The 26,055-nt window shown below is 58.8% G+C and carries 26 protein-coding genes, 4 tRNA genes and 1 riboswitch; of the genes, 21 read left to right on the forward strand and 9 right to left on the reverse strand.

The genetic code is table 11. The features are described from left to right. Positions 1-50: 50 nt before the first annotated feature. Positions 51-222: riboswitch (FMN riboswitch) on the reverse strand. Positions 223-501: 279 nt separating this feature from the next. From ltaE to AC0Z4S_RS14875, 7 genes are all read left to right on the forward strand, one after another. Next, the gene (ltaE, locus tag AC0Z4S_RS14845) at positions 502-1,506 is read left to right on the forward strand and encodes a low-specificity L-threonine aldolase (protein ID WP_485623568.1); all 1,005 of its coding nucleotides are present in this window, start codon (positions 502-504) and stop codon (positions 1,504-1,506) included. Between the two features lie 146 nt (positions 1,507-1,652). Then, a complete protein-coding gene (gene alaS, locus AC0Z4S_RS14850) occupies positions 1,653-4,268 on the forward strand; it encodes an alanine--tRNA ligase (RefSeq protein ID WP_485623570.1) in 2,616 nt (871 codons plus the stop codon). A 90-nt stretch (positions 4,269-4,358) separates the two neighbouring features. Next, complete coding sequence (locus AC0Z4S_RS14855) at positions 4,359-5,600, forward strand: aspartate kinase (RefSeq protein ID WP_016773595.1); 1,242 nt, start codon at positions 4,359-4,361, stop codon at positions 5,598-5,600. Positions 5,601-5,787: 187 nt separating this feature from the next. Next, the gene (gene csrA / locus AC0Z4S_RS14860; protein ID WP_002554426.1) at positions 5,788-5,976 is read left to right on the forward strand and encodes a carbon storage regulator CsrA; all 189 of its coding nucleotides are present in this window, start codon (positions 5,788-5,790) and stop codon (positions 5,974-5,976) included. Between the two features lie 62 nt (positions 5,977-6,038). After that, positions 6,039-6,129: transfer RNA gene (locus AC0Z4S_RS14865), tRNA-Ser, on the forward strand. 107 nt (positions 6,130-6,236) lie between these two features. Beyond that, positions 6,237-6,313 (forward strand) — tRNA-Arg (locus tag AC0Z4S_RS14870). Between the two features lie 72 nt (positions 6,314-6,385). Further along, positions 6,386-6,462 (forward strand) — tRNA-Arg (locus AC0Z4S_RS14875). 19 nt (positions 6,463-6,481) lie between these two features. On the opposite strand, the gene AC0Z4S_RS14880 is transcribed toward AC0Z4S_RS14875, so the two are convergent. After that, on the reverse strand, positions 6,482-6,994 hold the full coding sequence (locus AC0Z4S_RS14880) for a cell envelope protein SmpA (RefSeq protein WP_485623572.1): 513 nt from the start codon (positions 6,992-6,994) through the stop codon (positions 6,482-6,484). Positions 6,995-7,315: 321 nt separating this feature from the next. On the opposite strand from AC0Z4S_RS14880, the gene mgtE reads away from it, so the two are divergent. Further along, positions 7,316-8,758: a magnesium transporter gene (gene mgtE / locus AC0Z4S_RS14885; RefSeq protein ID WP_016773597.1), complete on the forward strand. Its 1,443-nt coding sequence runs from the start codon at positions 7,316-7,318 to the stop codon at positions 8,756-8,758. 118 nt (positions 8,759-8,876) lie between these two features. Here the strand turns inward: mgtE and AC0Z4S_RS14890 are convergent, their stop codons facing one another. Then, positions 8,877-9,203: an Arc family DNA-binding protein gene (locus AC0Z4S_RS14890; protein ID WP_003178899.1), complete on the reverse strand. Its 327-nt coding sequence runs from the start codon at positions 9,201-9,203 to the stop codon at positions 8,877-8,879. Positions 9,204-9,590: 387 nt separating this feature from the next. Between AC0Z4S_RS14890 and phnN the strand changes: the two genes are divergently transcribed. Next, positions 9,591-10,160, forward strand: coding sequence for a phosphonate metabolism protein/1,5-bisphosphokinase (PRPP-forming) PhnN (gene phnN / locus AC0Z4S_RS14895; RefSeq protein WP_485623574.1), 570 nt, complete (start codon positions 9,591-9,593; stop codon positions 10,158-10,160). Here the strand turns inward: phnN and AC0Z4S_RS14900 are convergent. Continuing rightward, positions 10,135-10,314, reverse strand: coding sequence for a PA3371 family protein (locus AC0Z4S_RS14900; RefSeq protein ID WP_016773599.1), 180 nt, complete (start codon positions 10,312-10,314; stop codon positions 10,135-10,137). The genes phnN and AC0Z4S_RS14900 overlap by 26 nt on opposite strands. 20 nt (positions 10,315-10,334) lie before the next feature. After that, positions 10,335-10,568 carry a hypothetical protein gene (locus AC0Z4S_RS14905; protein ID WP_485623576.1) on the reverse strand — a complete coding sequence of 78 codons (234 nt, stop codon included), beginning with the start codon at positions 10,566-10,568 and terminating at the stop codon, positions 10,335-10,337. Between the two features lie 298 nt (positions 10,569-10,866). Here AC0Z4S_RS14905 and AC0Z4S_RS14910 point away from each other — a divergent pair. Then, a tRNA-Arg gene (locus AC0Z4S_RS14910) sits at positions 10,867-10,943 on the forward strand. A gap of 131 nt (positions 10,944-11,074) precedes the next feature. Here AC0Z4S_RS14910 and AC0Z4S_RS14915 read toward each other — a convergent pair. After that, positions 11,075-12,427, reverse strand: a complete 1,353-nt coding sequence (locus AC0Z4S_RS14915; protein ID WP_485623578.1) for a lysozyme inhibitor LprI family protein — start codon at positions 12,425-12,427, stop codon at positions 11,075-11,077. A 217-nt stretch (positions 12,428-12,644) separates the two neighbouring features. Between AC0Z4S_RS14915 and AC0Z4S_RS14920 the strand changes: the two genes are divergently transcribed. The 4 genes from AC0Z4S_RS14920 (at position 12,645) to AC0Z4S_RS14935 (ending at position 17,960) form a co-directional block, all read left to right on the forward strand. Continuing rightward, positions 12,645-14,249, forward strand: coding sequence for a tetratricopeptide repeat-containing response regulator (locus AC0Z4S_RS14920; RefSeq protein ID WP_123418928.1), 1,605 nt, complete (start codon positions 12,645-12,647; stop codon positions 14,247-14,249). After that, positions 14,246-14,938: a sensor histidine kinase gene (locus tag AC0Z4S_RS14925; RefSeq protein ID WP_039757863.1), complete on the forward strand. Its 693-nt coding sequence runs from the start codon at positions 14,246-14,248 to the stop codon at positions 14,936-14,938. The genes AC0Z4S_RS14920 and AC0Z4S_RS14925 overlap by 4 nt, the downstream gene beginning before the upstream one ends. Positions 14,939-15,266: 328 nt before the next feature. Continuing rightward, positions 15,267-16,508: a glutamine synthetase family protein gene (locus AC0Z4S_RS14930; protein ID WP_485623594.1), complete on the forward strand. Its 1,242-nt coding sequence runs from the start codon at positions 15,267-15,269 to the stop codon at positions 16,506-16,508. A 69-nt stretch (positions 16,509-16,577) separates the two neighbouring features. After that, complete coding sequence (locus AC0Z4S_RS14935) at positions 16,578-17,960, forward strand: MFS transporter (RefSeq protein WP_253504533.1); 1,383 nt, start codon at positions 16,578-16,580, stop codon at positions 17,958-17,960. A 73-nt stretch (positions 17,961-18,033) separates the two neighbouring features. On the opposite strand, the gene AC0Z4S_RS14940 is transcribed toward AC0Z4S_RS14935, so the two are convergent. From AC0Z4S_RS14940 to flgA, 4 genes are all read right to left on the reverse strand, one after another. After that, a complete protein-coding gene (locus AC0Z4S_RS14940; RefSeq protein ID WP_253504530.1) occupies positions 18,034-18,780 on the reverse strand; it encodes a flagellar brake protein in 747 nt (248 codons plus the stop codon). A 92-nt stretch (positions 18,781-18,872) separates the two neighbouring features. Next, complete coding sequence (locus AC0Z4S_RS14945; protein ID WP_253504527.1) at positions 18,873-19,340, reverse strand: flagella synthesis protein FlgN; 468 nt, start codon at positions 19,338-19,340, stop codon at positions 18,873-18,875. 48 nt (positions 19,341-19,388) lie between these two features. Further along, a complete protein-coding gene (flgM, locus tag AC0Z4S_RS14950; protein ID WP_485623582.1) occupies positions 19,389-19,715 on the reverse strand; it encodes a flagellar biosynthesis anti-sigma factor FlgM in 327 nt (108 codons plus the stop codon). 162 nt (positions 19,716-19,877) lie between these two features. Continuing rightward, positions 19,878-20,639 carry a flagellar basal body P-ring formation chaperone FlgA gene (flgA, locus tag AC0Z4S_RS14955; RefSeq protein ID WP_080902460.1) on the reverse strand — a complete coding sequence of 254 codons (762 nt, stop codon included), beginning with the start codon at positions 20,637-20,639 and terminating at the stop codon, positions 19,878-19,880. Positions 20,640-20,721: 82 nt separating this feature from the next. Here flgA and AC0Z4S_RS14960 point away from each other — a divergent pair, with 82 nt between their 5' ends. The 7 genes from AC0Z4S_RS14960 to flgE are packed head-to-tail and all read left to right on the forward strand — an operon-like array spanning position 20,722 to position 25,836. Next, the gene (locus AC0Z4S_RS14960) at positions 20,722-21,654 is read left to right on the forward strand and encodes a chemotaxis protein CheV (protein ID WP_016773611.1); all 933 of its coding nucleotides are present in this window, start codon (positions 20,722-20,724) and stop codon (positions 21,652-21,654) included. A 46-nt stretch (positions 21,655-21,700) separates the two neighbouring features. Further along, positions 21,701-22,528, forward strand: coding sequence for a protein-glutamate O-methyltransferase CheR (gene cheR, locus AC0Z4S_RS14965; RefSeq protein ID WP_016773612.1), 828 nt, complete (start codon positions 21,701-21,703; stop codon positions 22,526-22,528). Positions 22,529-22,533: 5 nt separating this feature from the next. Beyond that, on the forward strand, positions 22,534-22,857 hold the full coding sequence (locus AC0Z4S_RS14970) for a hypothetical protein (RefSeq protein WP_485623584.1): 324 nt from the start codon (positions 22,534-22,536) through the stop codon (positions 22,855-22,857). Between the two features lie 11 nt (positions 22,858-22,868). Next, positions 22,869-23,279, forward strand: coding sequence for a flagellar basal body rod protein FlgB (gene flgB, locus AC0Z4S_RS14975; protein ID WP_016773613.1), 411 nt, complete (start codon positions 22,869-22,871; stop codon positions 23,277-23,279). A 3-nt stretch (positions 23,280-23,282) separates the two neighbouring features. Continuing rightward, entirely contained in the window at positions 23,283-23,726 is a 444-nt protein-coding gene (gene flgC, locus AC0Z4S_RS14980) for a flagellar basal body rod protein FlgC (protein ID WP_042607186.1), read from the forward strand. 15 nt (positions 23,727-23,741) lie between these two features. Further along, positions 23,742-24,470, forward strand: coding sequence for a flagellar hook assembly protein FlgD (gene flgD / locus AC0Z4S_RS14985; protein ID WP_042607185.1), 729 nt, complete (start codon positions 23,742-23,744; stop codon positions 24,468-24,470). Between the two features lie 31 nt (positions 24,471-24,501). Continuing rightward, the gene (gene flgE / locus AC0Z4S_RS14990; RefSeq protein WP_341638993.1) at positions 24,502-25,836 is read left to right on the forward strand and encodes a flagellar hook protein FlgE; all 1,335 of its coding nucleotides are present in this window, start codon (positions 24,502-24,504) and stop codon (positions 25,834-25,836) included. Positions 25,837-26,055 lie beyond the last annotated feature (219 nt).

Here is a 26,055-nt window from a genome sequence, read left to right on the forward strand (position 1 = left end):
AAGGGTGCGAGCGCAGGCACGAATGCACGCGGACGGCCCTTTGGCGTCAATCCCGTTCTCTCTTCATCCGGACTATGACCGTCGGCCCCGGGATCACACCGGGTCTGCTGACCTTGCCAACGCACCCGACCCAAGTCATGTGCGGCGCCAAGCGCTCGCGGGCTATGCGCATTGCGCGCAATTACCGCCGGTGGGGAATTGCACCCCGCCCTGAGAACGTTTTTTTGCCGCCCATAAGCGGGTGGCGGCAAGTTTGTAACACATATTTCCCGGCTGTGCACATGACACTGTGGGAGCGAGCTTGCTCGCGAAAGAGGCTTCACATTTGACGCACAGGCTGACTGTCACTCCGCTTTCGCGAGCAAGCTCGCTCCCACATGGGCTATGCCATCTCAAGTCGGAAAGTGATTTTTCCTCGGTCAAGGCTTGATTAATCCGCGCGATGACCGCAGTAATCCCACTTCACAAAGGGATTTCCCCTGCTGACTTGAGGCCAGGTTCATGAGTGTTATCGATCTTCGCAGCGACACCGTCACCCAACCGACTCCCGCCATGCTCGATGCGATGACCGCAGCGGACACCGGGGACGATGTGTACGGCGAAGATCCAACGGTCAATCGCCTCGAAGCCGAACTGGCCAAACGCCTGGGCTTTGCCGCCGCGCTGTTCGTGCCGACCGGGACCATGAGCAACCTGCTCGGCCTGATGGCGCACTGCGAGCGCGGCGACGAGTACATCGTCGGTCAGCAGGCGCACACCTATAAGTACGAAGGTGGCGGGGCGGCGGTGCTCGGCTCGATCCAGCCGCAGCCGCTGGAAGTGCAGGCCGACGGTTCGCTGGATCTGGATCAGGTCGCGGCGGCGATCAAGCCTGACGATTTCCATTTCGCCCGCACGCGCCTGCTGGCGCTGGAAAACACCATGCAGGGCAAGGTGCTGCCGCTGGAATATCTGGCGCGCGCCCGACGTTTTACGCAGGATCATGGCCTGCAATTGCACCTGGACGGCGCGCGGCTGTACAACGCGGCGGTCAGACTCGGCGTCGATGCCCGCGAGATCACCCAGCATTTCGATTCGGTGTCGGTGTGTCTGTCCAAAGGTCTTGGCGCGCCGGTCGGCTCGGTGTTGTGTGGCTCAGAACAGTTGATCGGCAAAGCGCGGCGCTTGCGCAAAATGGTTGGCGGCGGCATGCGTCAGGCCGGGTTGCTGGCGGCGGCGGGGTTGTACGCGCTGGATCACCATGTTGAACGGCTGGCCGACGATCACGCCAACGCACAGTTCTTGGCCGATGGTCTGCGTGAGGCCGGTTTCGTCGTCGAACCTGTGCAAACCAATATGGTGTATGTGCAAATGGGCGACAAGGCCGAAGCGCTCAAAGCCTTCGCTGGCGAACGCGGGATCAAGCTCAGCGCCGCTGCGCGCTTGCGCATGGTCGCGCACATGGACGTCAGCCGCGCGCAAATCGAGCAAGTGATCGCGGCATTCGTCGAATTTTCGCGCAAGTGACAGCGTTAGCCGTCCAATTGACCGTTCCTATCGTATAAACACGCTGTACCCCGCGCGCAGGGCCGATATAATGCGGCCCTTTGCCGTCGCTTCGTCTCACGACGTTTCGAACAGGCCTTTGGCCGCAGCCTCCGTGGAAGAACCTAATGAAAAGCGCAGAAATCCGTGAAGCCTTCCTTCGCTTCTTCGAAGAGCAAGGCCACACCCGTGTAGCCTCCAGCTCTTTGATTCCGGGCAACGACCCAACCCTGCTGTTCACCAACGCGGGGATGAACCAGTTCAAGGACTGCTTCCTGGGCCAGGAAAAACGTGCGTACACCCGTGCCACCAGCAGCCAGAAATGCGTGCGCGCCGGCGGCAAGAACAGTGACCTGGAAAACGTCGGTTACACCGCGCGTCACCACACGTTCTTCGAAATGCTCGGCAACTTCAGCTTCGGCGACTACTTCAAGCACGACGCGATCACCTTCGCCTGGACCTTCCTTACTGGCGTGCTCAAGCTGCCGAAGGAAAAGCTCTGGGTCACCGTCTACGCCACCGATGACGAAGCGTATGACATCTGGACTCAGAAAATCGGTGTACCGGCCGAGCGCATGATCCGCATCGGCGACAACAAGGGCGCGCCGTACGCCTCCGACAACTTCTGGACCATGGGCGATACCGGCCCGTGCGGCCCGTGCACCGAGATCTTCTACGATCACGGCGAGCACATCTGGGGCGGCCCGCCGGGGTCGCCGGAAGAAGATGGCGACCGCTACATCGAGATCTGGAACAACGTATTCATGCAGTTCAACCGCACCGCCGATGGCGTGTTGCATCCGTTGCCAGCGCCGTCGGTGGACACCGGCATGGGCCTGGAGCGGATCAGTGCGGTGATGCAGCACGTCAACTCCAACTACGACATCGACCTGTTCAAGAACCTGCTCAAGGCTTCGGCTGAAGCGATCGGCTGCGAAAACGGCGATCAGTCGTCGCTCAAGGTCGTCTCCGACCACATTCGTTCGTGCGGTTTCCTGATTGCCGACGGCGTGCTGCCGTCCAACGAAGGTCGCGGTTACGTGCTGCGCCGGATCATCCGTCGCGCCTGCCGTCACGGCAACAAGCTCGGCGCCACCGGCAGCTTCTTCTACAAGATCGTCGCGGCACTGGTCGCCGAAATGGGCGAAGCCTTCCCGGAACTGAAGAAGCAGCAAAGCAACATCGAGCGCGTGCTCAAGGCTGAAGAAGAGCAGTTCTCCAAGACCCTGGAGCACGGCTTGAAAATCCTCGAGCAGGATCTGGCCGAACTCAAAGGCACCGTGGTGCCGGGCGACGTGGTGTTCAAACTCTACGACACCTACGGTTTCCCGATGGACCTGACCGCCGACATCGCCCGCGAACGCGGCCTGACCGTCGACGAAGCCGGCTTCGAGCGCGAGATGGAAGCGCAGCGTGTGCGCGCGCGTTCGGCCAGCTCGTTCGGTCTGGACTACAACACCCTGGTCAAGGTTGATGTGGCCACCGAGTTCACCGGTTACGCCGCCACCAGCGGCTCGGCCAAAATCGTTGCCATCTATAAGGATGGTCAATCGGTCGACGTGCTCAGCGAAGGCCAGGAAGGCGTGATCGTGCTTAACCAGACGCCGTTCTACGCCGAGTCCGGTGGCCAGATCGGCGACTGCGGTTTCATTCAGGCCGGCGACAGCCGTTTTGACGTGCGCGATACCACCAAGACCGGCGGCGCGTTCCTGCACCACGGCGTACTGGCCTCGGGCAGCCTGACCATCGGCGCGCCGGTGCAAACCCATGTCGATGCCGAAGTGCGTCACGCCACCGCGCTGAACCACTCGGCTACCCACTTGCTCCACGCCGCGTTGCGTCAGGTGCTGGGCGAGCACGTGCAGCAGAAAGGTTCGCTGGTCGACAGTCAGCGCCTGCGTTTCGACTTCAGCCACTTTGAAGCGATCAAGCCAGAACAGATCAAGCAGCTGGAAGACATCGTCAACGCCGAGATTCGCAAGAACTCCGCGGTTGAAACCGAAGAAACCGATATCGAAACCGCGAAGAACAAAGGCGCCATGGCGCTGTTCGGCGAGAAGTACGGCGACAGCGTGCGTGTGCTGAGCATGGGCGACTTCTCCGTCGAACTGTGCGGCGGTATCCACGCCAACCGTACCGGCGACATCGGCCTGCTGAAAATCATCAGCGAAGGCGGTGTGGCATCGGGCGTGCGTCGTATCGAGGCGGTCACTGGTGCTGCGGCCCTGGCCTACTTGAACGCGGCAGAAGAACAACTCAAGGAAGCGGCCAGCCTCGTCAAAGGCAGCCGCGACAACCTGATCGACAAGCTCTCGGCGGTACTTGAGCGCAACCGTCTGCTGGAGAAACAACTCGAGCAGTTGCAGGCCAAGGCAGCCAGCGCAGCGGGCGACGATCTGTCGGCCTCGGCGGTGGACGTCAAGGATGTGAAGGTGCTGGCCGCCCGTCTGGACGGCCAGGATGGCAAGGCGCTGCTGGCGCTGGTCGATCAGCTGAAAAACAAACTCGGCCGCGCAGTGATCCTGCTCGGCGGTGTCCATGAGGAAAAGGTCGTACTGGTTGCAGGCGTAACCAAGGACCTGACTGGCCAACTCAAAGCCGGTGATTTGATGAAACAGGCTGCTGCGGCAGTGGGCGGGAAGGGCGGTGGTCGTCCGGACATGGCGCAGGGCGGTGGTGTCGATGCCGCTGCGCTGGATGGCGCACTGGCGCTGACCGTTCCATTCGTCGAGCAGGCTTTATAAGACGGCTCGCCGGGCCCGCAGTCTAGTGGCGGCCCCGGCGACTGTTGGAAAGATTATTGGGCGCCCTTCATGGGCAGAGGCGGCTTTGAAATGGCTTTGATCGTACAGAAATTTGGAGGCACCTCGGTCGGCACTGTCGAGAGAATCGAGCAGGTCGCCGACAAGGTTAAGAAATTCCGCGATGCCGGCGATGACCTGGTGGTCGTGCTGTCTGCAATGAGCGGCGAAACCAACCGTCTGATCGATCTGGCCAAGCAAATCAGTGGCGAGGCGCAACCTGTTCCGCGCGAGCTGGACGTGATCGTTTCAACCGGTGAGCAGGTGACGATTGCCCTGTTGGCCATGGCGCTGATCAAGCGCGGTGTGCCGGCGGTGTCGTACACCGGCAATCAGGTGCGGATCCTGACCGACAGTGCGCACAATAAAGCGCGTATCTTGCAGATTGATGACCAGAAGATTCGCGGTGATCTGAAGGCCGGTCGTGTGGTGGTTGTCGCCGGTTTCCAGGGCGTCGACGAGCACGGCAACATCACCACCCTCGGGCGTGGCGGTTCCGATACTACCGGCGTGGCATTGGCCGCAGCCTTGAAGGCCGATGAATGCCAGATCTACACCGACGTCGACGGTGTCTACACCACCGACCCGCGTGTGGTGCCGGTCGCTCAGCGTCTGGACAAGATCACCTTCGAAGAGATGCTGGAAATGGCCAGCCTCGGTTCCAAGGTGTTGCAGATCCGTGCGGTGGAATTCGCCGGCAAGTACAACGTACCGCTGCGCGTACTGCACAGCTTCAAGGAGGGTCCGGGCACCCTCATTACTATTGATGAAGAGGAAACCATGGAACAGCCGATCATTTCCGGCATCGCTTTCAACCGCGATGAAGCCAAGCTGACCATCCGTGGCGTGCCAGACACCCCGGGCGTGGCCTTCAAGATTCTCGGCCCGATCAGTGCCGCGAACATCGAAGTCGACATGATCGTGCAGAACGTCGCGCACGATAACACCACCGACTTCACCTTCACCGTGCACCGCAACGACTACCAGGCCGCACAGACCGTGCTGGAAAACACCGCTCGCGAGATCGGTGCCCGTGAAGTCGTTGGCGACACCAAGATTGCCAAAGTCTCGATCGTCGGCGTCGGCATGCGTTCCCACGCAGGCGTGGCCAGCCGCATGTTCGAATCCCTGGCGAAAGAAAGCATCAACATCCAGATGATCTCGACGTCGGAAATCAAGGTGTCCGTGGTGATCGAAGAGAAGTACCTGGAACTGGCCGTGCGCGCGCTGCACACGGCTTTCGAACTGGATGCTCCGGCCCGTCAGGGCGAGTAATCCGCTTCTGTAAAGGGCGCGGTCTGACCGCGCCCTTTATTTTTGAATGGCGTGAGCCCCGGAACTGTTCTTTTGCTCGCGCTGGTCAATACTCAGGCATGTAGGGCTACGATCGCTGCGGTTGTAGGTCGGGTGCCTTTTTTTTGCAGACTGTTGTCCCTGAAATGAATGGCGTAAGGAGAAAGGTATGCTGATTCTGACTCGTCGGTGCGCGGAAAGCCTGATTATCGGTGACGGCGAAATCACCGTGACCGTGCTCGGCGTCAAAGGAAACCAGGTGCGTATCGGCGTCAACGCTCCGAAAGAGGTTGCGGTGCACCGTGAGGAAATTTACCTGCGTATAAAGAAAGAGAAGGACGAAGAACCAAGCCATTAATTTTTATCGATTTTTATGTTTGCAAACGGGGAAGAAGCTGGTTAATATACGCCCCGTGTTGCGGAGAGCTGGCCGAGTGGCCGAAGGCGCTCCCCTGCTAAGGGAGTACACCTCAAAAGGGTGTCGGGGGTTCGAATCCCCCGTTCTCCGCCATTATTTGCTTAGTACGTCGTAATCTGGCTTCTTCTGTAAGTTGTTGAAATTACTAGAAAAAGTGTTTGACATAGAGATTAGACGGCCTATAATGCGCGGCAACAAATGCACTCGTAGCTCAGCTGGATAGAGTACTCGGCTACGAACCGAGCGGTCACAGGTTCGAATCCTGTCGAGTGCACCATTTAAGAGTTATTTGCTGTAAGGCGAGTAACTCGGCTTCAGCCAGTTGTGGTCTGGTTTAAAAACACAAAATGCACTCGTAGCTCAGCTGGATAGAGTACTCGGCTACGAACCGAGCGGTCACAGGTTCGAATCCTGTCGAGTGCACCATATACCAAAAAGCCCGCGTTTAACGCGGGCTTTTTGCTGTCCGGGATTTGGCTTTTCCCTTCACACAGCCTCTTTCATCAAAATCAATTTGAGCACTGCGGCCTCGCTTGAGGTCGTAACGATAGCTCGTGGTCGATGTGCGGGTGTTGATCTTGTCCGGTTTGCCCAGTGCGCTTTCGACGTCCCGCTGACTCATGCCGGCAATCACTCGACGGTTGATGATCGCTTCGCGCCGCTGTCTGTTGTCGATCAGGTTTCCACATTTATGTTCAGTGCCGCCGACGATGCCCGGTTCGCGTCCCCTGTCTTTCATGCCGGTCACAGCTTCGTGATTGAACTCCGGCATGATTGCGACCCAACCAGGCGAGTAGGGGTGAACTTCCTGAACTGAGAGTTGCTCGCCAGTAGCGCAGCTCATCGACATGAACGTGACGCTGCCGTCAGCGGCCTGGCAGCGATGAAGTGTGGTGGCCTTGGAAGGCGTGACGTGGAGCAGGGCGGTCAGTAGAAAAAGCGCGGGTGTTGCTGGCATTCGATGTCCTCCATGACGATCTACGCTCAAGGGTAGTCGCTGCTTTTTGCATTGCCGGTGTGTTTTCTTTTCAAGATGAGTCGTCGCATTTGCACGGGTCAGGCAGGTGCTCAGGTTTGTTTCGCAAGCGCTTGTTTCAGCCGTGATTTTTTCAACGTTTTAAACCGTCAGGCGTGTATCATTGCGCCCGTCAGCCCCGCCGGGGCTTATGGAAAACCTCCATGGACTTACCCAGTAGTTGTTCAGTAAACCGTTTCACCAATCATGAATTGACTGATTGATCCTTCCGGCGTGCCCCGCTGCTGGGAGTGGAGTTCGCCTATGTCCGAAATCGAAGTAAAGAAAACACAGGAAAGCCTGCAGGACCGCCTGGCTCAGGTCGTCGAGTTGCTGCAGCGCCAGCGTGTCGTTGAAGACCTGACTCATCGCCAGGAAGGTCCGCACCACGACCGCGTGGAAAACCTGGTTCACCGGCAAAACCTCGTCGAGCTGCAACGCAAGCTCGATGATCTGCACTCCGCCGACGTCGCCTACATTCTTGAAGCCTTGCCGCTGGACGATCGTCTGACGCTCTGGCAACTGGTCAAGGCCGACCGCGACGGCGACATTCTTCTTGAAGTATCCGATTCCGTCCGTGAAACGCTGATCGCCGACATGGACGATCACGAGCTCCTGGCTGCCGCCAAGGACATGGACGCCGACGAACTCGCTGACCTGGCCTCCGAGCTGCCGCGCGACGTTGTCCATGAGCTGATGGAAAGTCTGGATAACCAGCAGCGCGAACGTGTGCGCTCGGCCCTGTCCTATGACGAGGATCAGGTCGGTGCGCTGATGGACTTCGAGATGGTGACGATCCGTGAGGACGTCAGCCTTGAAGTGGTTCTGCGTTATCTGCGTCGCCTCAAAGAACTTCCCGGTCATACCGACAAACTGTTCGTGGTCGATTACGACGGCGTGCTCAAAGGTGTGCTGCCAATCAAGCGTCTGCTGGTCAACGATCCGGAGAAGCAGGTCGCCGAAGTCATGGCCAGCGATCCGGTGAGTTTCCACCCGGACGAAGATGCCTACGACGCCGCTCAGGCATTCGAGCGTTACGACTTGATCTCGGCGCCGGTGGTCGACAAGAACGGCAAACTGATCGGCCGTCTGACCATCGACGAAATGGTCGACCTGATCCGTGAGGAAAGCGAAAGCGAAGTCCTCAACATGGCCGGTCTGCGCGAAGAGGAAGATATCTTCGCCTCGGTGTGGAAATCCCTGCGTAACCGTTGGGCGTGGCTGGCGGTGAACTTGATCACTGCATTTGTCGCATCGCGGGTGATCGGTCTGTTCGAAGGCTCGATCGAGAAGCTCGTGGCACTGGCGGCGCTGATGCCGATCGTGGCGGGTATCGGTGGCAACTCCGGTAACCAGACCATCACCATGATCGTGCGCGCCATGGCGCTGGATCAGGTCAGCACCGGCAACACCTCGCGCTTGATGCGCAAAGAACTGGCGGTCGGTTTGATCAACGGTCTGGTCTGGGGCGGGGTGATCGGTGTGGTCGCGTATATGCTCTACGGCAGTTGGTCGCTCGGTGTGGTCATGACGGCGGCGATGACGCTCAATTTGTTGCTGGCGGCGTTGATGGGCGTGTTGATCCCGATGACGCTGGCGAAAATGGGTCGCGATCCGGCGATGGGCGCCAGTGTGATGATCACCGCAATGACCGACAGCGGTGGCTTCTTCATCTTCCTCGGGCTGGCGACAATTTTCCTGCTCTGAAGCAGCTGTGCTGTGCAAAGGCCCGTCAGATCGACGGGCTTTTTTACGCCTGTGAAAACTCAAAACCGAGGCAAAAAAAAGCCAGCAATCAAGCTGGCTTCAATGTGTTCGGTATAACTCAGGACGCGTCTGCAGCCATTTCGGCGTCGTGGGCGATCAGCGACACCAGAGCGTTTTGCTGGCGATGCGAAAGCTGACGGAAGCGTTGCAACAGCTCACGCTCGTGCAGCGACAGCTCCGGGCTGTCCAGGCGCATGCTCAGCTCTTCGCCCAGTGCGCCTTCCTGAATAAGACTCTGCTCAAGGCGCGCAATGATCTCGGAGTTCATGCTGCGATGATGATTGCGAGCCACCTCGGCAATGCGTTCACGCATTCCGTCTGGCAGACGTACGACAAACTTGTCAGCCGTACGGCTGGAATAAATTGCCTGTTTCAATGGGCGCATATATTTAACCGGTTAGTTCAGGGGAGCGGTTCTCGGGATTGGCCGCAGGATGTGTGGTAGGACAAGCATCCGGACCAATTGGTTCAACCTGAATTGTTAAGAGGCCGGCATCATGCCTCAAAATTGCCAGATCATTGGCGTCAATTCTGTGACAAATATTGAGCCGGGTAAAGGCGTAATGCCAGCACCAGTTGTCAGAAATGCGGACTGGTTGGAAAACTTTCCATCCTTCCGTATCGCTGCCCGCTTTTACATGCACATCTGTTGATGTCCGAAGACCTCGGAACGTGCATGCTATGCGGCTCACTACCTTGATCCCTATGTGTACAGGATAGTGGCAAATTGCCGATTTACTAGGGGCAGGTCCCGTTGGAGGGCGTTTACAGGATGGATGGCAAGCTTTTTTACCTGATGGGGCCGTCCGGTTCGGGCAAGGACAGCCTGATCGACGCATCGCGTGAGCCATTGCGTGAGTTGAACTGCGAAATCATGCGTCGGGTGATCACCCGATCAGCGGAGTCGGTAGGCGAGGATGCGATTGGCGTGACGCCGCAAGAGTTCGACCGGCAACAGCAGGTCGGCGCGTTTTCCTTGGCCTGGCAAGCAAATGGCCTGTCGTACGGCATTCCCAGGGAAATGGATCAATGGTTGCGAGGTGGGCGCCATGTCCTAGTCAATGGTTCAAGAGCAAACCTGCGCCAAGCGATGGAGTTGTACCCGACCCTCGTACCGATCCTGCTGACGGTCAACGACGAAGTTCTGCGCCAGCGCCTGCTCAGGCGGGGTCGGGAGACTCCTGAGCAGATCAATGCCAGGCTGGCGCGCAACGCGCTGTTCAAAGACCGGAGATCCAGCGACAGCCCCGTCCATCAAATCGACAATTCTGGCGACCTTGCTGCCGCTGTTTCCGCGCTACTGAAATTGATTCGGCTCAACGCAGAACCGGGTCGAATTTGATCTTGCGCCCTGCGATCAGTGCCAATACGAACAGCACCGCAAACACGCCACAGCCAACCAGAGGCAAGGTGACTTCCGTCTCCTCGAACAGCGCCAGATGGGTAACGCCACTCAGTAAAGCGAGGATCAGAAATCCTGTCGCCGATTTGGACATGTTGTACTCCTGAAGATATTTCAAAAAACCAGACGTTCGGTGGTCGGCGCCGAGGCTTGCTCAGGCTCGCTGACCATGTGCGTAGAGGCGTCGCTGCGATCACTCAACACAGCCCACTGCGGTGCTTTCTGCACCTGCAGGTAATGCGGCATGCGTTGCGCCACTGGCTGCTCGACATCAGCCTGGGGGAAAAAATGCGATCCGAGCAAGAAAGCCAAAGCCGCTGCGTTTGCAAGCAAGAGGGTGCTGTTCATGGCACGACGCTCCAAATTGTTCTTTTTGATAGAACAGGCAAAGCAGTCCCCGTGCCAACAGTGTAACGGCTGATAAGTCCTTTAAAAACAAGGGTTTGTTAGGGTTTTTCGGTCGGTGCTGATTGCAATCTGCAATGACGGCAATTTCGCGTAGTGCAAATTGCCCGGTAAAAGTTCCCGCAATCTTGCAGGGCGCTTGCCTACACTTAAAAAGCCCTACGGACGACATGACAAAACAGGGGCTGGCCGTTAACATGCACGCCGTCTGTCGCGCCGCGTACTGCGCGCTTCACTCAGTGTCTCAGTAGCTCAATTGGATAGAGCATCCCCCTCCTAAGGGGAAGGTTGCAGGTTCGAACCCCGCCTGGGACACCACCTTACAAACACCGAAAAGCCCCGGCGCATTTAACCGTGCGATGGGGCTTTTTGCATTGCGTGGCCTGTGCTTTTGGCACCCAGTCATTAGCGACCGTGGCGATGATTTCGCGGGGCGGTGCTACTGCCGATCAGTCGCTGTTCAGTTCGACTTTGCCGAGGGTACTGCTGACGTCGGTGATATGCCGACGTCCATAGACCTCGTAACCAGTCCCGCTCGACTCGACCCCCGGTTTGCGCACGGCCAGTTGAGCAGATAAGCCGGTTTTCTCGCTGTAGCTGCCGAACCAGTCGATCAGCGCGCCGATATGACATTCGCCCCCGATCATCACGGGCAGATCGATGATCTTCTCGATGGCGTAGTGCGTCGGGCCATAGCTGTAGTAATCGTCGTCACCGGCGCCCGTGGGAGGAATTGGGCAAAGCGGCGCGTGATCGGTCGAGCCTGGGGCGACTTTCATCGCTTCAGTGATAGATTGCTCAAGTGCCCCGTGCAGATCCGCGTCAAGCTCATAGGTGCCGGTGCCATCCTCTTTATGTTGAGTTGGGGGCACTTGCAGGGCGTAAGCGTAACGCACGGTCAGTGTCGGGACGCGAAGGTTGATCTTCAGTGGATTGAGCAGATAAAGGTTGTCGACACCGTAGGCGCTGTTTCGATAGGCGGCATAAATTCTGTCGTGAAGCTTGATCCAGCTGATTGCCTGATTGGCGCCACGGTCGTTGGTGTAGAACAGCGAACTTTCCGGCTCGACCGATCTTTTCACAAACCGCTCGCCCGCCCGGCGCCAGGTTTCCACGTAGGTGAACAGGCCGGTGCCGCCTGCGTATGTGTCGACGATAAGGTCGCGCTGGCCATCATTGTCCAGATCCAGCAGTGCGTAGGAAGTCCGTCCGGTTTCGGCGGCTCCGTCGATGCTTGAGGCGTTCAATGCTTTCCATTCATCCGCGCTCACGCCTTTGGGACGCGACTTGGGGAAGTTGGTCTGCTCGTCGTAGCTGTCGACTGGATCGCCCGCGAACGACGTCTGCGAAGAATCGAAAGCCCGCGCGGCCAAGGCGCGTTCCAGCGCAAATTCCGGATGGCTTTTGCTCTGGGCGCGAATGCTTTCCAGCAAATCGTTCATCGCCTGAAGATCCACGGCGTCCGGCTGCCACATTGCGGCTTGCGTCCATTGCGCCTGCAATGCTTGCAGGCGCTGGCGGTAGCTGCCATCCAGGCAAGCGGCATCATCTGCGCAGGCATTGCGGGTTTTCAGCCAGGCGCGCTGGGTGCCCTTGAGTTCAGTTTGCGTCGCTGTGGCAGTTGTCATCAGTTGGCGATACAGCGTGCCCATCTGGGCGTCCAGCTCATACAGCGGTTTATTCGCGCAAATCGTGATTTCGGCAGCGCTTGTGGCTTTTGTGCAATCCATTGCCGCCGCTGTCGCTTGCTGGATAACGACCAGCAAACAGGCTGACAGGATGTAGCGTCCCTTGATGTACACGATTCAGTCCTTATGGAAATCCTTGAGCAGGCGCGCAGAGTAATACTCGAAGCAATATTCTTGAAGCACCACCCTCAGGCCCCGGCACTTTTGGCCGATAACCCGAACGGTGAGTTCAGGCTCGCGCGAAATCGCTTGATGGTGCATGGCCTCCCGCTATCATCTGCGCGCCTGAAATCGCCTCGGTTCGTTTTCTTCAATTGCCTGGAAATCTTCGATGTCGTCGTATCACCAAAAAAGCTTTCTGATCGTCGATGATTTTTCCGATTTCCGCAGTTCCGTGCGTTCGATGTTGCGTGAGCTCGGCGTCAAGGATGTCGATACCGCCGACACCGGCGAGCAGGCGCTGAAGATGTGTTCGCAGAAGTCCTACGATTTCATTCTTCAGGACTTCCACCTCGGTGATGGCAAGAAGAACGGCCAACAAGTGCTCGAAGACCTGATGTCGGAAAAGCTCATCAGCCACGAAGCGGTTTTCGTCATGGTCACCGCCGAGACCAGTCAGGCCATGGTGCTCAGTGCGCTGGAGCACGAGCCGGATGCGTACCTGACCAAGCCGTTCAACCGTTCCGGGCTGGCTCAACGGCTGGAGCGTCTGGAACAACGCAAGACCTTGCTCAAACCGATTCTGCAGGCCCTCGATCGCGGTAAACCGGTCGAGGTGCTCAATGCCTGTATCGCCCTGTGCAAACAGGACATCCGCTACTCGCCGCTGTGCCTGCGTTATCGCGCCGATGCGCTGCGCGACATGAACCAGAACGAAGCGCTGGAGCGGCTCTACGACGGCATCATCGCCGACCGCCCGTTGCCGTGGGCGTTTGCCGGATTGGGCAAATTGCTGTTCAAGCGCGGGCAGGTAACGCAGGCCAAAGAGGTCTATGAAAAGGCCCTGAAAGTCTTTCCGATGATGCCGGCGCTGTATGACGGCATGGCCGATGTGCTGGTGGCCGAAGGCGACAGCAAAGGCGCGCAGCGGGTGCTCGAAGAAGCGATTCGCCTGTCGCCGCTCGCGGTGCGTCGTCAGGCTCTGCTGGGCAAACTTGCGATGGCCAACGAAGATTTCGAAACCGCCTCGCGCGCCTATCGTCAGGCCGTGTCGCAAGGAGCCCAGTCGCGCTTCAAGGACCCGGAAAGCAACCTCGGCCTGGCGCACGCGCTGATCAGCAAGGGCAGTGATCGCGGTCTCGACACGCGCACGCGGCTGGAAATCAACACTACGCTCAGCGCTGTGGCTAAAGAGAACCCGAGCGATCCCGGCCTGCAAATTCGTGCGCGACTGATGAAGGCCACCAGCCTGTTGCTCAACGACGCCGAAACCGCTGACAAACTCACCGAACAAGCACTGATGCGCCTCGATGGCATGGAGCAATTCATGAGCCCCGAGGCGGCGTTGCTGGTGGCCAAGCAGTTGCAAATGCTCGGTCAGGCCGAGGCGGGTACCTCGATGCTCAAGAGCTGTGCGGAGATCTACGGTGATGACCCGGCGGTGATGAAAGACATTGCCAAGCTCACCGACGATCCGACCATCCTCAGTTCGAGCAACGCCGCGGCCGATCTCAATCGCCAGGGCGTGCGCGTGTACAAAACCGGCAATCTGGTCGAGGCGCGCGAGGTGTTCCGCAAGGCGCTCAAGCTGCAACCGAAAAACATCAGTATTGCGCTGAACCTGGCCCAGTCGCTGCTGCACGGCACCGACACCAGTGTGCCGTCGGCGGAACTGGAAGAATGTCGGGCCTGCCTGAAACTGGTTGGCCTGATGCCCGACACCGACGCGCGGTTTGCGCGTTATCAGAAGCTGAAAAGCAAGGCGTTTGGCGAATGAACCCAATTGATCCGGCGCTGGATTTTTCCACGGTGATTGCCTCCACCGTTCACGACATGAAGAACTCCCTGGCCATGCTGATGCAGGCTCACAGCCAGTGGCTGGCGCGTTTGCCCAAGGAGTTGCGCGACGGCTCGGAGCAGGGCGTGATCGATTTCGAGTTCGCCCACCTCAACGGCATGCTCGTGCAGTTGCTCGGGCTGTACAAACTCGGCGTGAATCAGTTGCCGCTGCAACCGGCCTATCACGAACTCGACGATTTCATCGAGGCGCAACTGGCCGCGCACCAAGAGGTGTTCGCCAGTCGCGGGATCATCGCCACCTACGAAGTCGATCCGCTGAGCCCGCTGGGTTTCTTCGATCGCGAGCTGATCGCCTCGGTGCTCGGCAACTGCATCAACAATGCGATCCGTTACGCCCGCGAGTCGCTGCTGATCACCGTCAGCGACGAAGCCGGGCAATTGGTGTTGAGTATCAACGACGACGGCGACGGCTATCCGGCGCAGATGCTCGAGCGTCAGGCCGATTATGTGCAGGGCATCAATCACAGCAGCGGCAGCACCGGCCTGGGTCTGTATTTCGCCAATCGCATCGCGGCGCTGCATCAGCGCAACGGCGTGGAAGGGCGCACCGAAATCAGCAATGGCGGGCCGTTGGGCGGTGGGGTGTTCAGCCTCTACTTGCCCTGACATGACTTGTAGGAGCTGACGAGTGCAACGAGGCTGCGATCTTTTGACTTTGATTTTTTCAAGATCAAAAGATCGCAGCCTCGTTGCACTCGTCAGCTCCTACGCAGCTCCTACGGCTCCTGCACGAGATCGGGATTTTTGTGGGCGCTGCTTGATATTCCGAACAGGCGCAGCCTATTTTGTCCGGGTCGCCGTTCGCGGCTCGCACAACAACAAGGATTGCGTCATGACAACCGATGGCCAGGGTTCACTCGCGCAGCGATTGACCGGCATTGATGAGATTGAATGTGTCACCCCGGATCTGAACGGTGTGCCACGGGGCAAGGTGATGACCGCCGAGGGTTTCCTCGAGGGGCGGCGGTTGCAGTTGGCGCGCGGCGTGCTGCTGCAGTGCATCATGGGCGGCTATCCGCCGGCGCGGTTTTACGGCAGTGACGACGGCGATCTGGCGTTGGTCGCCGATCCGGTGCAGATTCATCGTCTGCCCTGGAGCGACGAGCCGCGCGCCATGGCGATTTGCGACGCCGACGAACTGAGCGGGGAGAGCTCTCGCCTTTCGACCCGAGGCCAGCTCAAAGCAGTTATCGCCCGTTATGCCGCGCACGGGCTGGCGCCGGTGGTGGCGACCGAGCTGGAATTCTTTGTCTTCGCACCGAACACCGATCCGACGCAGCCGTTCCGTCCGCCGGTGGGCCTCGACGGCCGTCGCGAGGATGGCCAGTCGGCGTTCAGCGTCAGCTCCAATAACGGTCTGCGGCCATTCTTCAGCGAAGTGTATAAATGCATGGCGGCCCTCGGCCTTCCACGCGACACATTCATGCATGAAATGGGCGTCAGCCAGTTCGAGATCAATTTGCTGCACGGCGATCCGCTGCTGCTGGCCGATCAGACGTTCCTGTTCAAGCACCTGCTCAAGGAGGTCGCGCTCAAGCATGGCCTGAGCGTGGTATGCATGGCCAAACCGCTGGCGCACACGCCGGGCAGTTCGATGCATATTCACCAGAGCATCGTTGAGATCGGCAGCGGCAAGAATGTCTTCACTGACTCGAACGGCGAGCCGACGTCGATGTTCCGCCACTTCATCGGCGGGCAACAGGCAGGCCTCGCCGATTTCACCGCACTGTTTGCGCCCAACGTGAATTCCTATCAGCGCCTGTGTCATCCATACGCGTCGCCGAACAATGCCTGCTGGTCCCACGACAATCGCGCCGCCGGCTTGCGTATTCCCGCCAGCTCGCCGGCCGCACGTCGGGTCGAAAATCGTCTGCCGGGCGCCGACGCCAATCCGTATCTGGCCATCGCCGCCAGTCTGGCAGCGGGTTTGCACGGCATCGAACAGGAGCTGGAGCCGAGCGCGGCGATTCAGGGCGAATTCGCCGTGCCGGATAACCTCGCCTTGCCATGTGCCTTGCACGCCGCGCTTGAACGTCTGAAACGTAGCCAGTTGGCCAGGGAACTGTTCGGAGCGGAGTTCATCGAAGGCTACATCGCTTCGAAGACCATGGAGTTGACCAGCTTCTTTGATGAAATCACTCCCTGGGAGCGCCGTGTGCTGGCCGCCCAGGCCTGACGTTTCGCCGCCACCGGGCTCTCGTTGCGATAGCCCGGTACTTACTGCAAGGAGCCGCTCGGAACGCCGATGCGCCAAATCTGGAAATCCTTTCGAGCGCTGTATTTCGCCTCGCTGATGATGTTGATCGGCTCAGGCCTTCTCTCTACTTATCTGGCCTTGCGTCTGGCCGCCGACAACGTCGACGGGCTGTGGGTCGGTGCGCTGATGGCGGCCAACTATTTCGGTCTGGTGCTGGGCGGCAAGATCGGCCATCGCCTGATCGCCCGGGTCGGGCATATCCGTGCGTATTCAGCGTGTGCCGGGATCGTCGGCGCGGCGGTGCTCGGCCATGGGCTGGTGGACTGGCTGCCGGCGTGGCTGGTGCTGCGGACGATCGTCGGTCTGGGCATGATGTGCCAGTACATGGTGATCGAGAGCTGGCTCAACGAGCAGGCCGACGCCAATCAGCGCGGGCTGGTGTTCAGCGGTTACATGATTGCGTCGTATCTGGGCCTGGTACTCGGCCAACTCATTCTGGTCATGCACCCCGGCCTCGGTCTGGAACTGCTGATGCTGGTAGCGCTGTGCTTTGCCCTGTGTCTGGTGCCGGTGGCGCTGACCCAGCGGATCCACCCGGCGCCTCTGCATCCGGCGCCGATGGAGCCGCGCTTCTTTATCAAGCGCGTGCCGCAATCGCTGAGTACGGTGCTCGGCGCCGGTTTGATCATCGGTTCGTTTTATGGTCTGGCGCCGCTGTATGCCGCGCAACAGGGGTTGTCGACCGAGCAGGTCGGTCTGTTCATGGGTAGCTGCATTTTTGCCGGGTTGCTGGTGCAGTGGCCGTTGGGCTGGTTGTCCGATCGTTATGACCGCGCACTGCTGATTCGCTGCTTTGCCGGGTTTCTGGCAGTGGCGGCGTTGCCGTTGGCGATCATGCCGCAGGTGCCGCTGGAAGTGCTGTTCGTGGTCGGCTTCTTCTGTTCGCTGGTGCAGTTCTGCCTGTATCCGCTGGCGGTGGCGTTCTCCAATGACCACGTCGAAGGCGATCGCCGGGTGTCACTGACCGCCATGTTGTTGGTGACCTACGGCGTCGGCGCGAGTATCGGGCCGCTGCTCGCGGGTGTGCTGATGAAGTTTCTCGGTAGTCAGAGCCTGTATGCGTTCTTCAGCTTCTTCGCGCTGGTGCTGGTCTGGCGGATTCGTCCGAAAGCAGTGACCAACCTGCATCAGGTCGACGATGCGCCGCTGCATCACGTGGCAATGCCGGACAGCATGTCGAGCTCGCCACTGGTGGCGGCGCTTGACCCGCGTGTCGATGAGCAGGTGGTGCAGGAGCAGATGGTGCAGGATCCGGCGCCGGTCAATCCTGAACCGGAGCCCGAAGCGCAGCCGGAAGCAGTCGTTGAAACCGAACTGACCAGTGGTGATGAGGACAAACCTGCGCCTGATATCAGTGGCGGCAGGCCCTGAACCGAACATGAACAGCTGCGCATAAAAAAGGGCAGTCCCGCACAGGACTGCCCTTTTTGTTGGTCGCTGCGACTCAGAAATCGTCTTTGTCGAAACGTCGCGCTTCACGCTGCAGCTGGTAAACGAAACGCTCGACGTTGCGCGCAGCCTGGCCACTGATGTTGTGGAAGCGCAGACCGGCAAAGGTGATATTGAGTTTTTCTTCGAAGTGCAGGTAGCGCAGCTCGACCGATGTTGGCTGGTTGCCGAACAGCGGCGGGGCGACCAAGCGATCGTAGACCTGGCCCAGTTGCAGACGGTCAGTGATGTCGCCTTCGAAACGGAACTTGCAGCCGGTCGCCGAAATATCCAGCAGCTTGCCGTGCAGAGGGGTCTTGAGCTTCTCGCCGCCCAGTTCGACGCTGACCAGGTCGGTGAGTTTCAGTGCGGCGCGGAAGGCGTTGCGGCGCTGGTGGTAAACCACTTCGCTGGGCAGGTCGCCGGTGTAGAAACGATCGCCGTCGGATTCTTCGATGTTCAGCGTGCCGTTGCATTCCCAAGCGATGCGCACGCCGTCATGGAAGCCTTCGACCTTGAATGGTTCGCCAGCCTGCAGGAAACGCTCGCCATCGCGCGGGATCATTTCGTCCAGCGCGATCGTCGCGGTTTCGCGGTCGACCTTGATCAGGTAACTCTGAAAACGCTGGCTGCGCTCATGGAAGGTGATGATCAGCGGATCGTGGCTGTCTTGCAGCTGGCGCAGGTTGCTGGAGATTTCCAGTGGCGTGGTGAGCACCTTCGGAGGCTGCGGAGCGTCATCCGCGCTAAGGGTGTTGGACACGGTTCTTCAATCTCCAGACAAAATAAGACTACGGCTGGCCAGTATTTTGCCAGCATGTTGCGCAGGTGGATAGTGCAGGGCCACCGAATGGCTCATGCCTGGCTGAGCGTCCGCGGCTTGACCGGTTTGGCAAAGGTCCCGCTGGCGTCATAAAGCGCTGGCGGCTCGCCGCCGGTGAGGATCTTCAGCTGATTGGCCGTGGTCGCCTGCTGGATCTGGATTGACCGGCCGTTCTTGATATTGGCGTCCTGGCACTGCGCGATCAGCGCGGTCAGGGCATCGCCCTGAGTCAGCAACTGGTCGCCAATGCTCGACTGGCTGGCCAGTTGCTCAAGACCTGTGCGATCGGTCGGCAGATTGAGGCTGGCGAGGATTTCGCTGCGCTTGCGGCCATGCTGTTCAAGCAAAATGATCAACGCCTGCTTGGTCGCCAGAATTTCTTCCAGCAACGGCATGTCACGACCGTGCAAAGCGAGGGATTCGGTTTGCAATAACTCCAGCAATTGTTGCGCTGGAGCAAAGTCGTCGTTGATCAGTTGCAATAAGTTAGTGTCGTGCATGGCTGGCCTTGGGGTTTAAGCGTCCAAAAGCCTGGCGCCGGCAAAAGCCTAGCGCTGGGCTTCGAAGTTGAGCAGTTTGCTGGCTACACGGTTGCTGTCGACTTTATAGCTGCCATCGGCAATCGCGGCTTTCAACTCGGCCACGCGGGCTTTGTCGACAGCAGGTTGATCGCGCAGCTTGTCAGTGACCTTCTGCAACTGTTGAGCCTCATTGCTGAGGTGTACCGATTCCCCGCTTTTGGCGGCACTGGCCGGTTCGGCCTGGGTATTCAGCGGCGCGGAGGGGCTGTTTTCAGCGCTATCCTTGGCGTTGCTGGTACGTGTACTGCCGGTAAGTGACGAGGAACTGTTCAATCGGTTGAAATCGATAACCATGATAAAAAACCTCTGGGAATTTGGACGCTTGCCATGTTTTCGGCTATCCCCTGAAAAACTTTAGGCCCAATCAACCATAAGCTTGCATGCGCCGTTGCGAGACCTGCTGCGGCACAGTTTAGGGAAGCGACGGGATCGGCGCCAGTTTTCTCCACAGGGCTTTTACATGGCCACTTCGACCTGTCCCGGCGCAATCACCTGCGCCTTGATAACTCTTTGAGAATTAAGGTTTTTTACTCGAATCTGTTCTTTCATGCCGCCATTGGAGAGGGCTTCCCCCGGCATGCGTACGGCAAGGGTGCCGCTGCGCGCAGTGATCACCACTTGGTCGCCTTTGCGCACCACTTCGGCCTGTTCCAGATGCACCAGGGTGATGACCTGATCGGCGACCGTTGGTCGGGTCAGTTTCTGCCCGATCGCTTCATCGACCGAGGTCAGGAAACCCTGGTTGATCGTGCTGACATCGCGCTCGCGCAACGTCACGTCCTGCGGCTCGATGATGCCGGCGCGTTTCAGCGGACGAGTGGTTGTGACGATCTCGCGAAACAGGCGGACTTGAGCGGGTACGAACACCGTCCAGGGCGAGCTGCCTTCGCACCGGACCTTCACGGTAACGCGGCCCAGCGGGCGCGCCGGGCTCTCCAGAGTGGCTGTCAATTCCTTGTCGCACATGGGCATGCGCATGCGCGGGTCGAGCTGGTTGACTTCGATTTCGTAGCGGCCTTCCGTTTGACTGGAAGCCAAATAGTCTTCTACGGTGAATTCAAGAAAGCCCTGAGTCACGCCGATAAGCATATCAGGCAAGGTAACCGCATCTGCATTGGCAGGACTGCCGGCAAGCAAGCAGCAAACGGCGGACACCGCGCAAAGCCCTTTGCGAAGGGAAGATGTCAGGCGTCGGGAAAATGTCGTTTGAGCGTTCATACGAGTTAAAAAGCAAGCGCCGTGCCGTTTAGCAATGAATGTGCGTCGCAACAACACTTGGCGTTGATGTAGGAGTCTGGGCATGGCTGGTGTAATGGATTCGGTGAACCAGCGCACGCAACTGGTAGGGCAGAATCGCCTCGAGCTGCTTTTGTTCCGTCTCGACGGGCCGCAGCTCTACGGGATCAACGTGTTCAAGGTACGGGAAGTGTTGCAATGCCCGTCACTGACCTTGATGCCCAAATCCAGTCCTGTCGTGTGCGGGGTAGCAAATATACGGGGAGCGACCATTCCGATCCTGGATCTGGCAATGGCAACGGGCTCCGGTGCGTTGAAAGACAAGAACAGTCCGTTCGTGATCATCACGGAGTACAACACCAAGACCCAGGGTTTCCTGGTCCGCTCGGTGGAGCGCATCGTCAACATGAACTGGGAAGAGATCCATCCGCCGCCCAAGGGCACCGGTCGCGATCACTACCTGACCGCTGTGACTCGGGTCGACAACCAGTTGGTCGAAATCATCGATGTCGAGAAGGTGCTGGCCGAAGTAGCGCCGACGCCGGAAGCGATTTCGGTGGGCGTGGTCGATGTCGAGACGCAGACCAAGGCGCTGTCGCTGCGGGTGCTGACGGTCGATGACTCGTCGGTGGCGCGCAAGCAGGTCACGCGTTGTCTGCAGACCATCGGTGTCGAGGTGGTGGCGCTGAACGACGGCAAGCAGGCGCTGGATTACCTGCGCAAGCTGGTCGACGAGGGCAAGAAGCCGGAAGAAGAGTTCCTGATGATGATTTCCGACATCGAGATGCCGGAGATGGACGGGTACACCCTGACGGCGGAAATCCGCGGCGACGCGCGCATGCAAAAGCTCCATATCATCCTGCATACTTCGTTGTCGGGGGTATTCAATCAGGCGATGGTGAAGAAAGTCGGTGCTGATGACTTTCTGGCCAAATTCCGTCCTGATGACCTCGCATCCCGGGTAGTCGACCGGATCAAAGCAGCAGATATCAGCTAGGGGCCTTCTGCCCCTGGCGGTCAACACGATTTAAGAGGCGGCATCATTGTCTACGGGTAATTTGGATTTCGAACAGTTCCGGGTCTTCCTGGAAAAAGCCTGTGGCATTCTGCTCGGTGAAAACAAGCAGTATCTGGTCTCGAGCCGTCTCAACAAACTGATGGAGCAGCAGGGCATCAAGTCTTTGGGTGAGCTGGTTCAGCGCATCCAGACCCAGCCGCGCAGCGGTTTGCGCGAGCAGGTGGTCGATGCCATGACGACCAACGAAACCCTGTGGTTTCGTGACACCTATCCGTTTGAAGTCTTGAAGAACAAGGTACTGCCGGAAGCGATCAAGGCCAGCCCCAACCAGCGTCTGCGGATCTGGTCGGCGGCCTGCTCGTCGGGTCAGGAACCGTACTCGCTGTCGATGTCGATCGACGAGTTCGAGCGCAGCAACCTTGGCCAGTTGAAGATGGGCGTGCAGATCGTTGCCACCGATCTGTCGGGGCTGATGCTCAACAACTGCAAGACCGGCGAGTACGACAGCCTGGCGATCGGTCGCGGTCTGTCGCCGGAACGCCTGCAGCGCTACTTCGACCCGAAAGGACCGGGGCGCTGGGTGGTCAAGGCGCCGATCAAGAGCCGGGTGGAATTCCGCTCGTTCAACCTGCTCGACAGCTACGCAGCGCTGGGCAAGTTCGACATCGTGTTCTGCCGCAACGTGCTGATCTACTTCTCTGCCGAGGTGAAGAAGGACATCCTGTTGCGCATTCACAGCACGTTGAAGCCGGGCGGGTATCTGTTCCTTGGCGCTTCGGAAGCGTTGAACGGATTGCCGGATCATTACCAGATGGTTCAGTGCAGCCCGGGGATTATCTACAAGGCGAAGTAACCGGTTTGCGGCAGTACAAAAAACGGGAGGCCCTCAAGGTCTCCCGTTTTTTATGCCTGACACCGCATCCCCGTGTAGGAGCTGCCGAAGGCTGCGATCTTTTGATGTTGCTTTTAAAGATCAAGATCACAAGATCGCAGCCTTCGGCAGCTCCTACAGGTTCGGTGTTGGCAGGCGGCAGCGGCAGAAAAGCGGCATCTGGCGGAAACCGGTTGCCGCTTTTCTGGCATTGCCGCTTTGCCTGTTCGGCGCAAAGCCCCGGAATACGGGGCTTTGTTCATTTGGCACGGCGCTTGCTAAAGCTCAGTTACGAAAAACCGGTCACCTGAAGGTTCCCGACATGAGCATCAGCTTCGATAAAGCGCTGGGCATTCACGAAAAGGCATTGGGCTTCCGCGCTCAGCGTGCTGAAGTGCTGGCCAACAACATCGCCAACGCCGACACCCCGAACTACAAGGCGCGGGATCTGGATTTCTCCAAAGTGCTCGAAGCACAGACCGAGAAGACCAAGACCGGCGGCCACTTTGCCCTGAACATGACCAACAGCCGCCACATCGAGGCTGAAGGGTTGGGCAACGGCGACGAGTCGCTGATGTATCGCACGCCGATGCAGCCTTCGATCGACCAGAACACCGTCGACGCTCAACTGGAACAGTCGAACTACGCGGAAAACGCGGTCGGCTTCCAGGCCAGCTTCACCTTGCTCAACAGCAAATTCAAAGGGCTGGTGTCAGCCCTGCGCGGAGAATAATCCATGTCCCTGTCCAGCGTTTTCAACATTGCCGGCAGCGGCATGAGCGCGCAGACCACACGTCTGAACACCGTGGCCTCGAACATCGCCAACGCCGAAACCGTTTCGTCGAGCATCGACCAGACCTACCGTGCCCGTCACCCGGTGTTCGCCACCATGTTCCAGGGCGGCCAGGCCGGCGGCAGCGATTCGCTGTTCCAGAACCAGGACGCGGCCGGGCAGGGCGTGCAGGTACTTGGCGTAGTCGAAGACCAGAGCAACCTCGAAGCGCGCTACGAGCCGAACCATCCGGCCGCTGACGCCAAGGGCTATGTCTATTACCCGAACGTCAATGTGGTGGAAGAAATGGCTGACATGATTTCCGCGAGCCGGTCGTTCCAGACCAACGCCGAAATGATGAACACCGCCAAAACCATGATGCAGAAGGTACTGACCCTCGGTCAGTAATAAGGGACGAATGCCATGAGCGTTACGGACACCACCAGCACCCTGAGCATGAAAGACATCCTGGCCAACTCGTCGAAGACGGCCAGCAGCACGACGCCGGGCGGCATCGCCTCGGCGACCAACAGTGCCACCGGCGGCCAGGCGCTGGGCAAGGATGCGTTCCTGCAATTGCTGGTCACCCAGCTGAAAAACCAGAACCCGCTCGACCCGCAGGACAACAGCGCTTTCGTGGCGCAACTGGCGCAGTTCAGCAGCCTTGAAGGCATCACCACATTGAACTCCACCGTCAGTGGTCTTGCCGGCAACTACAACTCGTCGCAGGCGCTGCAGGCGTCGTCGCTGGTCGGTCGCAACGTGATCGTGCAGACCAACACCGCCCAGCTCGATGATCCGAGCAAAGGCCTGACCGGTTCGGTCACCGTGCCTTCGTCGATTGCCGGCGGCACCGTGACCATCACCGACAAGGACGGCAAAGCCGTGCGCACCATCGACCTCGGCAGCCGCGCCGCCGGCGATGCCAGCTTCACTTGGGACGGCAAGGACACTGCCGGCACCGTGGTTCCGGTCGGCACTTACACGTTCAAGGCCAACGCACCGATCAACGGCACCGCGACCGACCTGGCGACCTACCTGCCAGCGACGGTCAACAGCGTGACGATCAGCCAGACCGGTGGCGAGCTGATGCTCAACCTGGCCGGCAAGGGCACCGTTGCCCTGTCCAAAGTACAAACCATTGGTATATAGAGCCGACTAACCCGGCACGAAGGAGTGGAACATGTCTTTTAACATCGGCCTTAGCGGTCTCTATGCCGCCAACAAACAACTCGACGTGACCGGCAACAACATCGCCAACGTCGCCACCGCTGGTTTCAAATCCTCGCGCGCAGAATTCGAGGACGTGTATTCGTCGACCCGCCTGGGCAGCGGCAGCAAGGTCATCGGTAATGGCGTGCGCCTGGCCAACGTGTCCCAGCAGTTCACCCAGGGTGACATCAACAATACTGGCAACGTGCTGGACATGGGCATCAACGGTTCCGGTTTCTTCACCATGAGCAACAACGGCTCGATTTCGTACACCCGTGCCGGTACGTTCAAGGTCGACAACGCCGGTTACATCACCAACACCGACTACACCTCGCGTCTGCAGGGTTACGGTGTGGATGCCAACGGCAAGATCATCAATGGCGTGTTGACTGACCTCAAGATCGATACTTCGAACCTGGCGCCGAAGTCGACTTCGGCGGTGACTTCGAGCATCAACCTGAATTCGTCCGCCACTAAAATCATCGACACGGGCGCCACCCCCGTGGTGTTCGATCCGTCCAAGCCTGAGACTTACACCAAATCGTTCAGCACCCCGATCTATGACACGCAGGGCAACGCGCATGTTATGGATCAGTATGTAGTGAAGACCGGTGATAACGTCTGGAAGGTGTACACCTTGGTTGACGGCCGTAACCCGGATGCTACCGGTAGCGATCCAACCAAGACTCCACCAGTGGCTTCAACACTGACGTTCGACAGTTCCGGCAAGTTGCTTCAGGTCAGTACGCCTAATCCGGCAGACCCGACCAATCCGATTATCAGCAGTGATTTGACCCTGAACAACTGGGTGCCAGGCACCGTGACCAATGGTAATTTCACGCCTAATGGCGCTTCGGCCAACCCGAATGGCGTGACCATTTCGATGGCCAAGACCACGCAGTACAACGCTGATACCTCGCGCACGATTCCGACTCAGGATGGTTACGCCACCGGCCAGATCACCAACCTGACGATCGATGGCACCGGTACGCTGTTCGCCAACTTCAGCAACAACCAGAGCAAGGCGATTGGTCAGGTTGCACTGGCCAGTTTCACCAACGAACAGGGCTTGCAGGCTGTCGGTGGCACTAGCTGGAAAGAGACTTTCGCTTCGGGTATTCCGGGCTACGATGCGCCGAAGACTGGTACGTTGGGTGAGGTGGTGTCCAACTCGCTGGAAGAGTCGAACGTTAACCTGACCAACGAGCTGGTTGATCTGATCAAGGGCCAGAGCAACTATCAGGCGAACGCCAAGACCATTTCGACGCAGAGCACGATTATGCAGACCATTATTCAGATGACCTGATTCGGGTTTCTGCTTGGTTTTTTGGGCCCCTCGGTTTTGAGGGGCTTTTTTTTGGCCTTGGCGGCCATAGGGCCGACCAGGCTTTGGTTGTTTTGGGTGAATATCCGTTGCTTCGGTAGCGGCTGCTGGCGGTTTCGCCTGACGGCGACTTACTTTTTTACAAGCGCCTAAAAAAGTAAGCAAAAAACGCTAGCTCCTGCGTTCGGCCCTCGCAGGCTC

The organism is Pseudomonas sp. 1L-B-1-E-C1, from assembly GCF_057291835.1.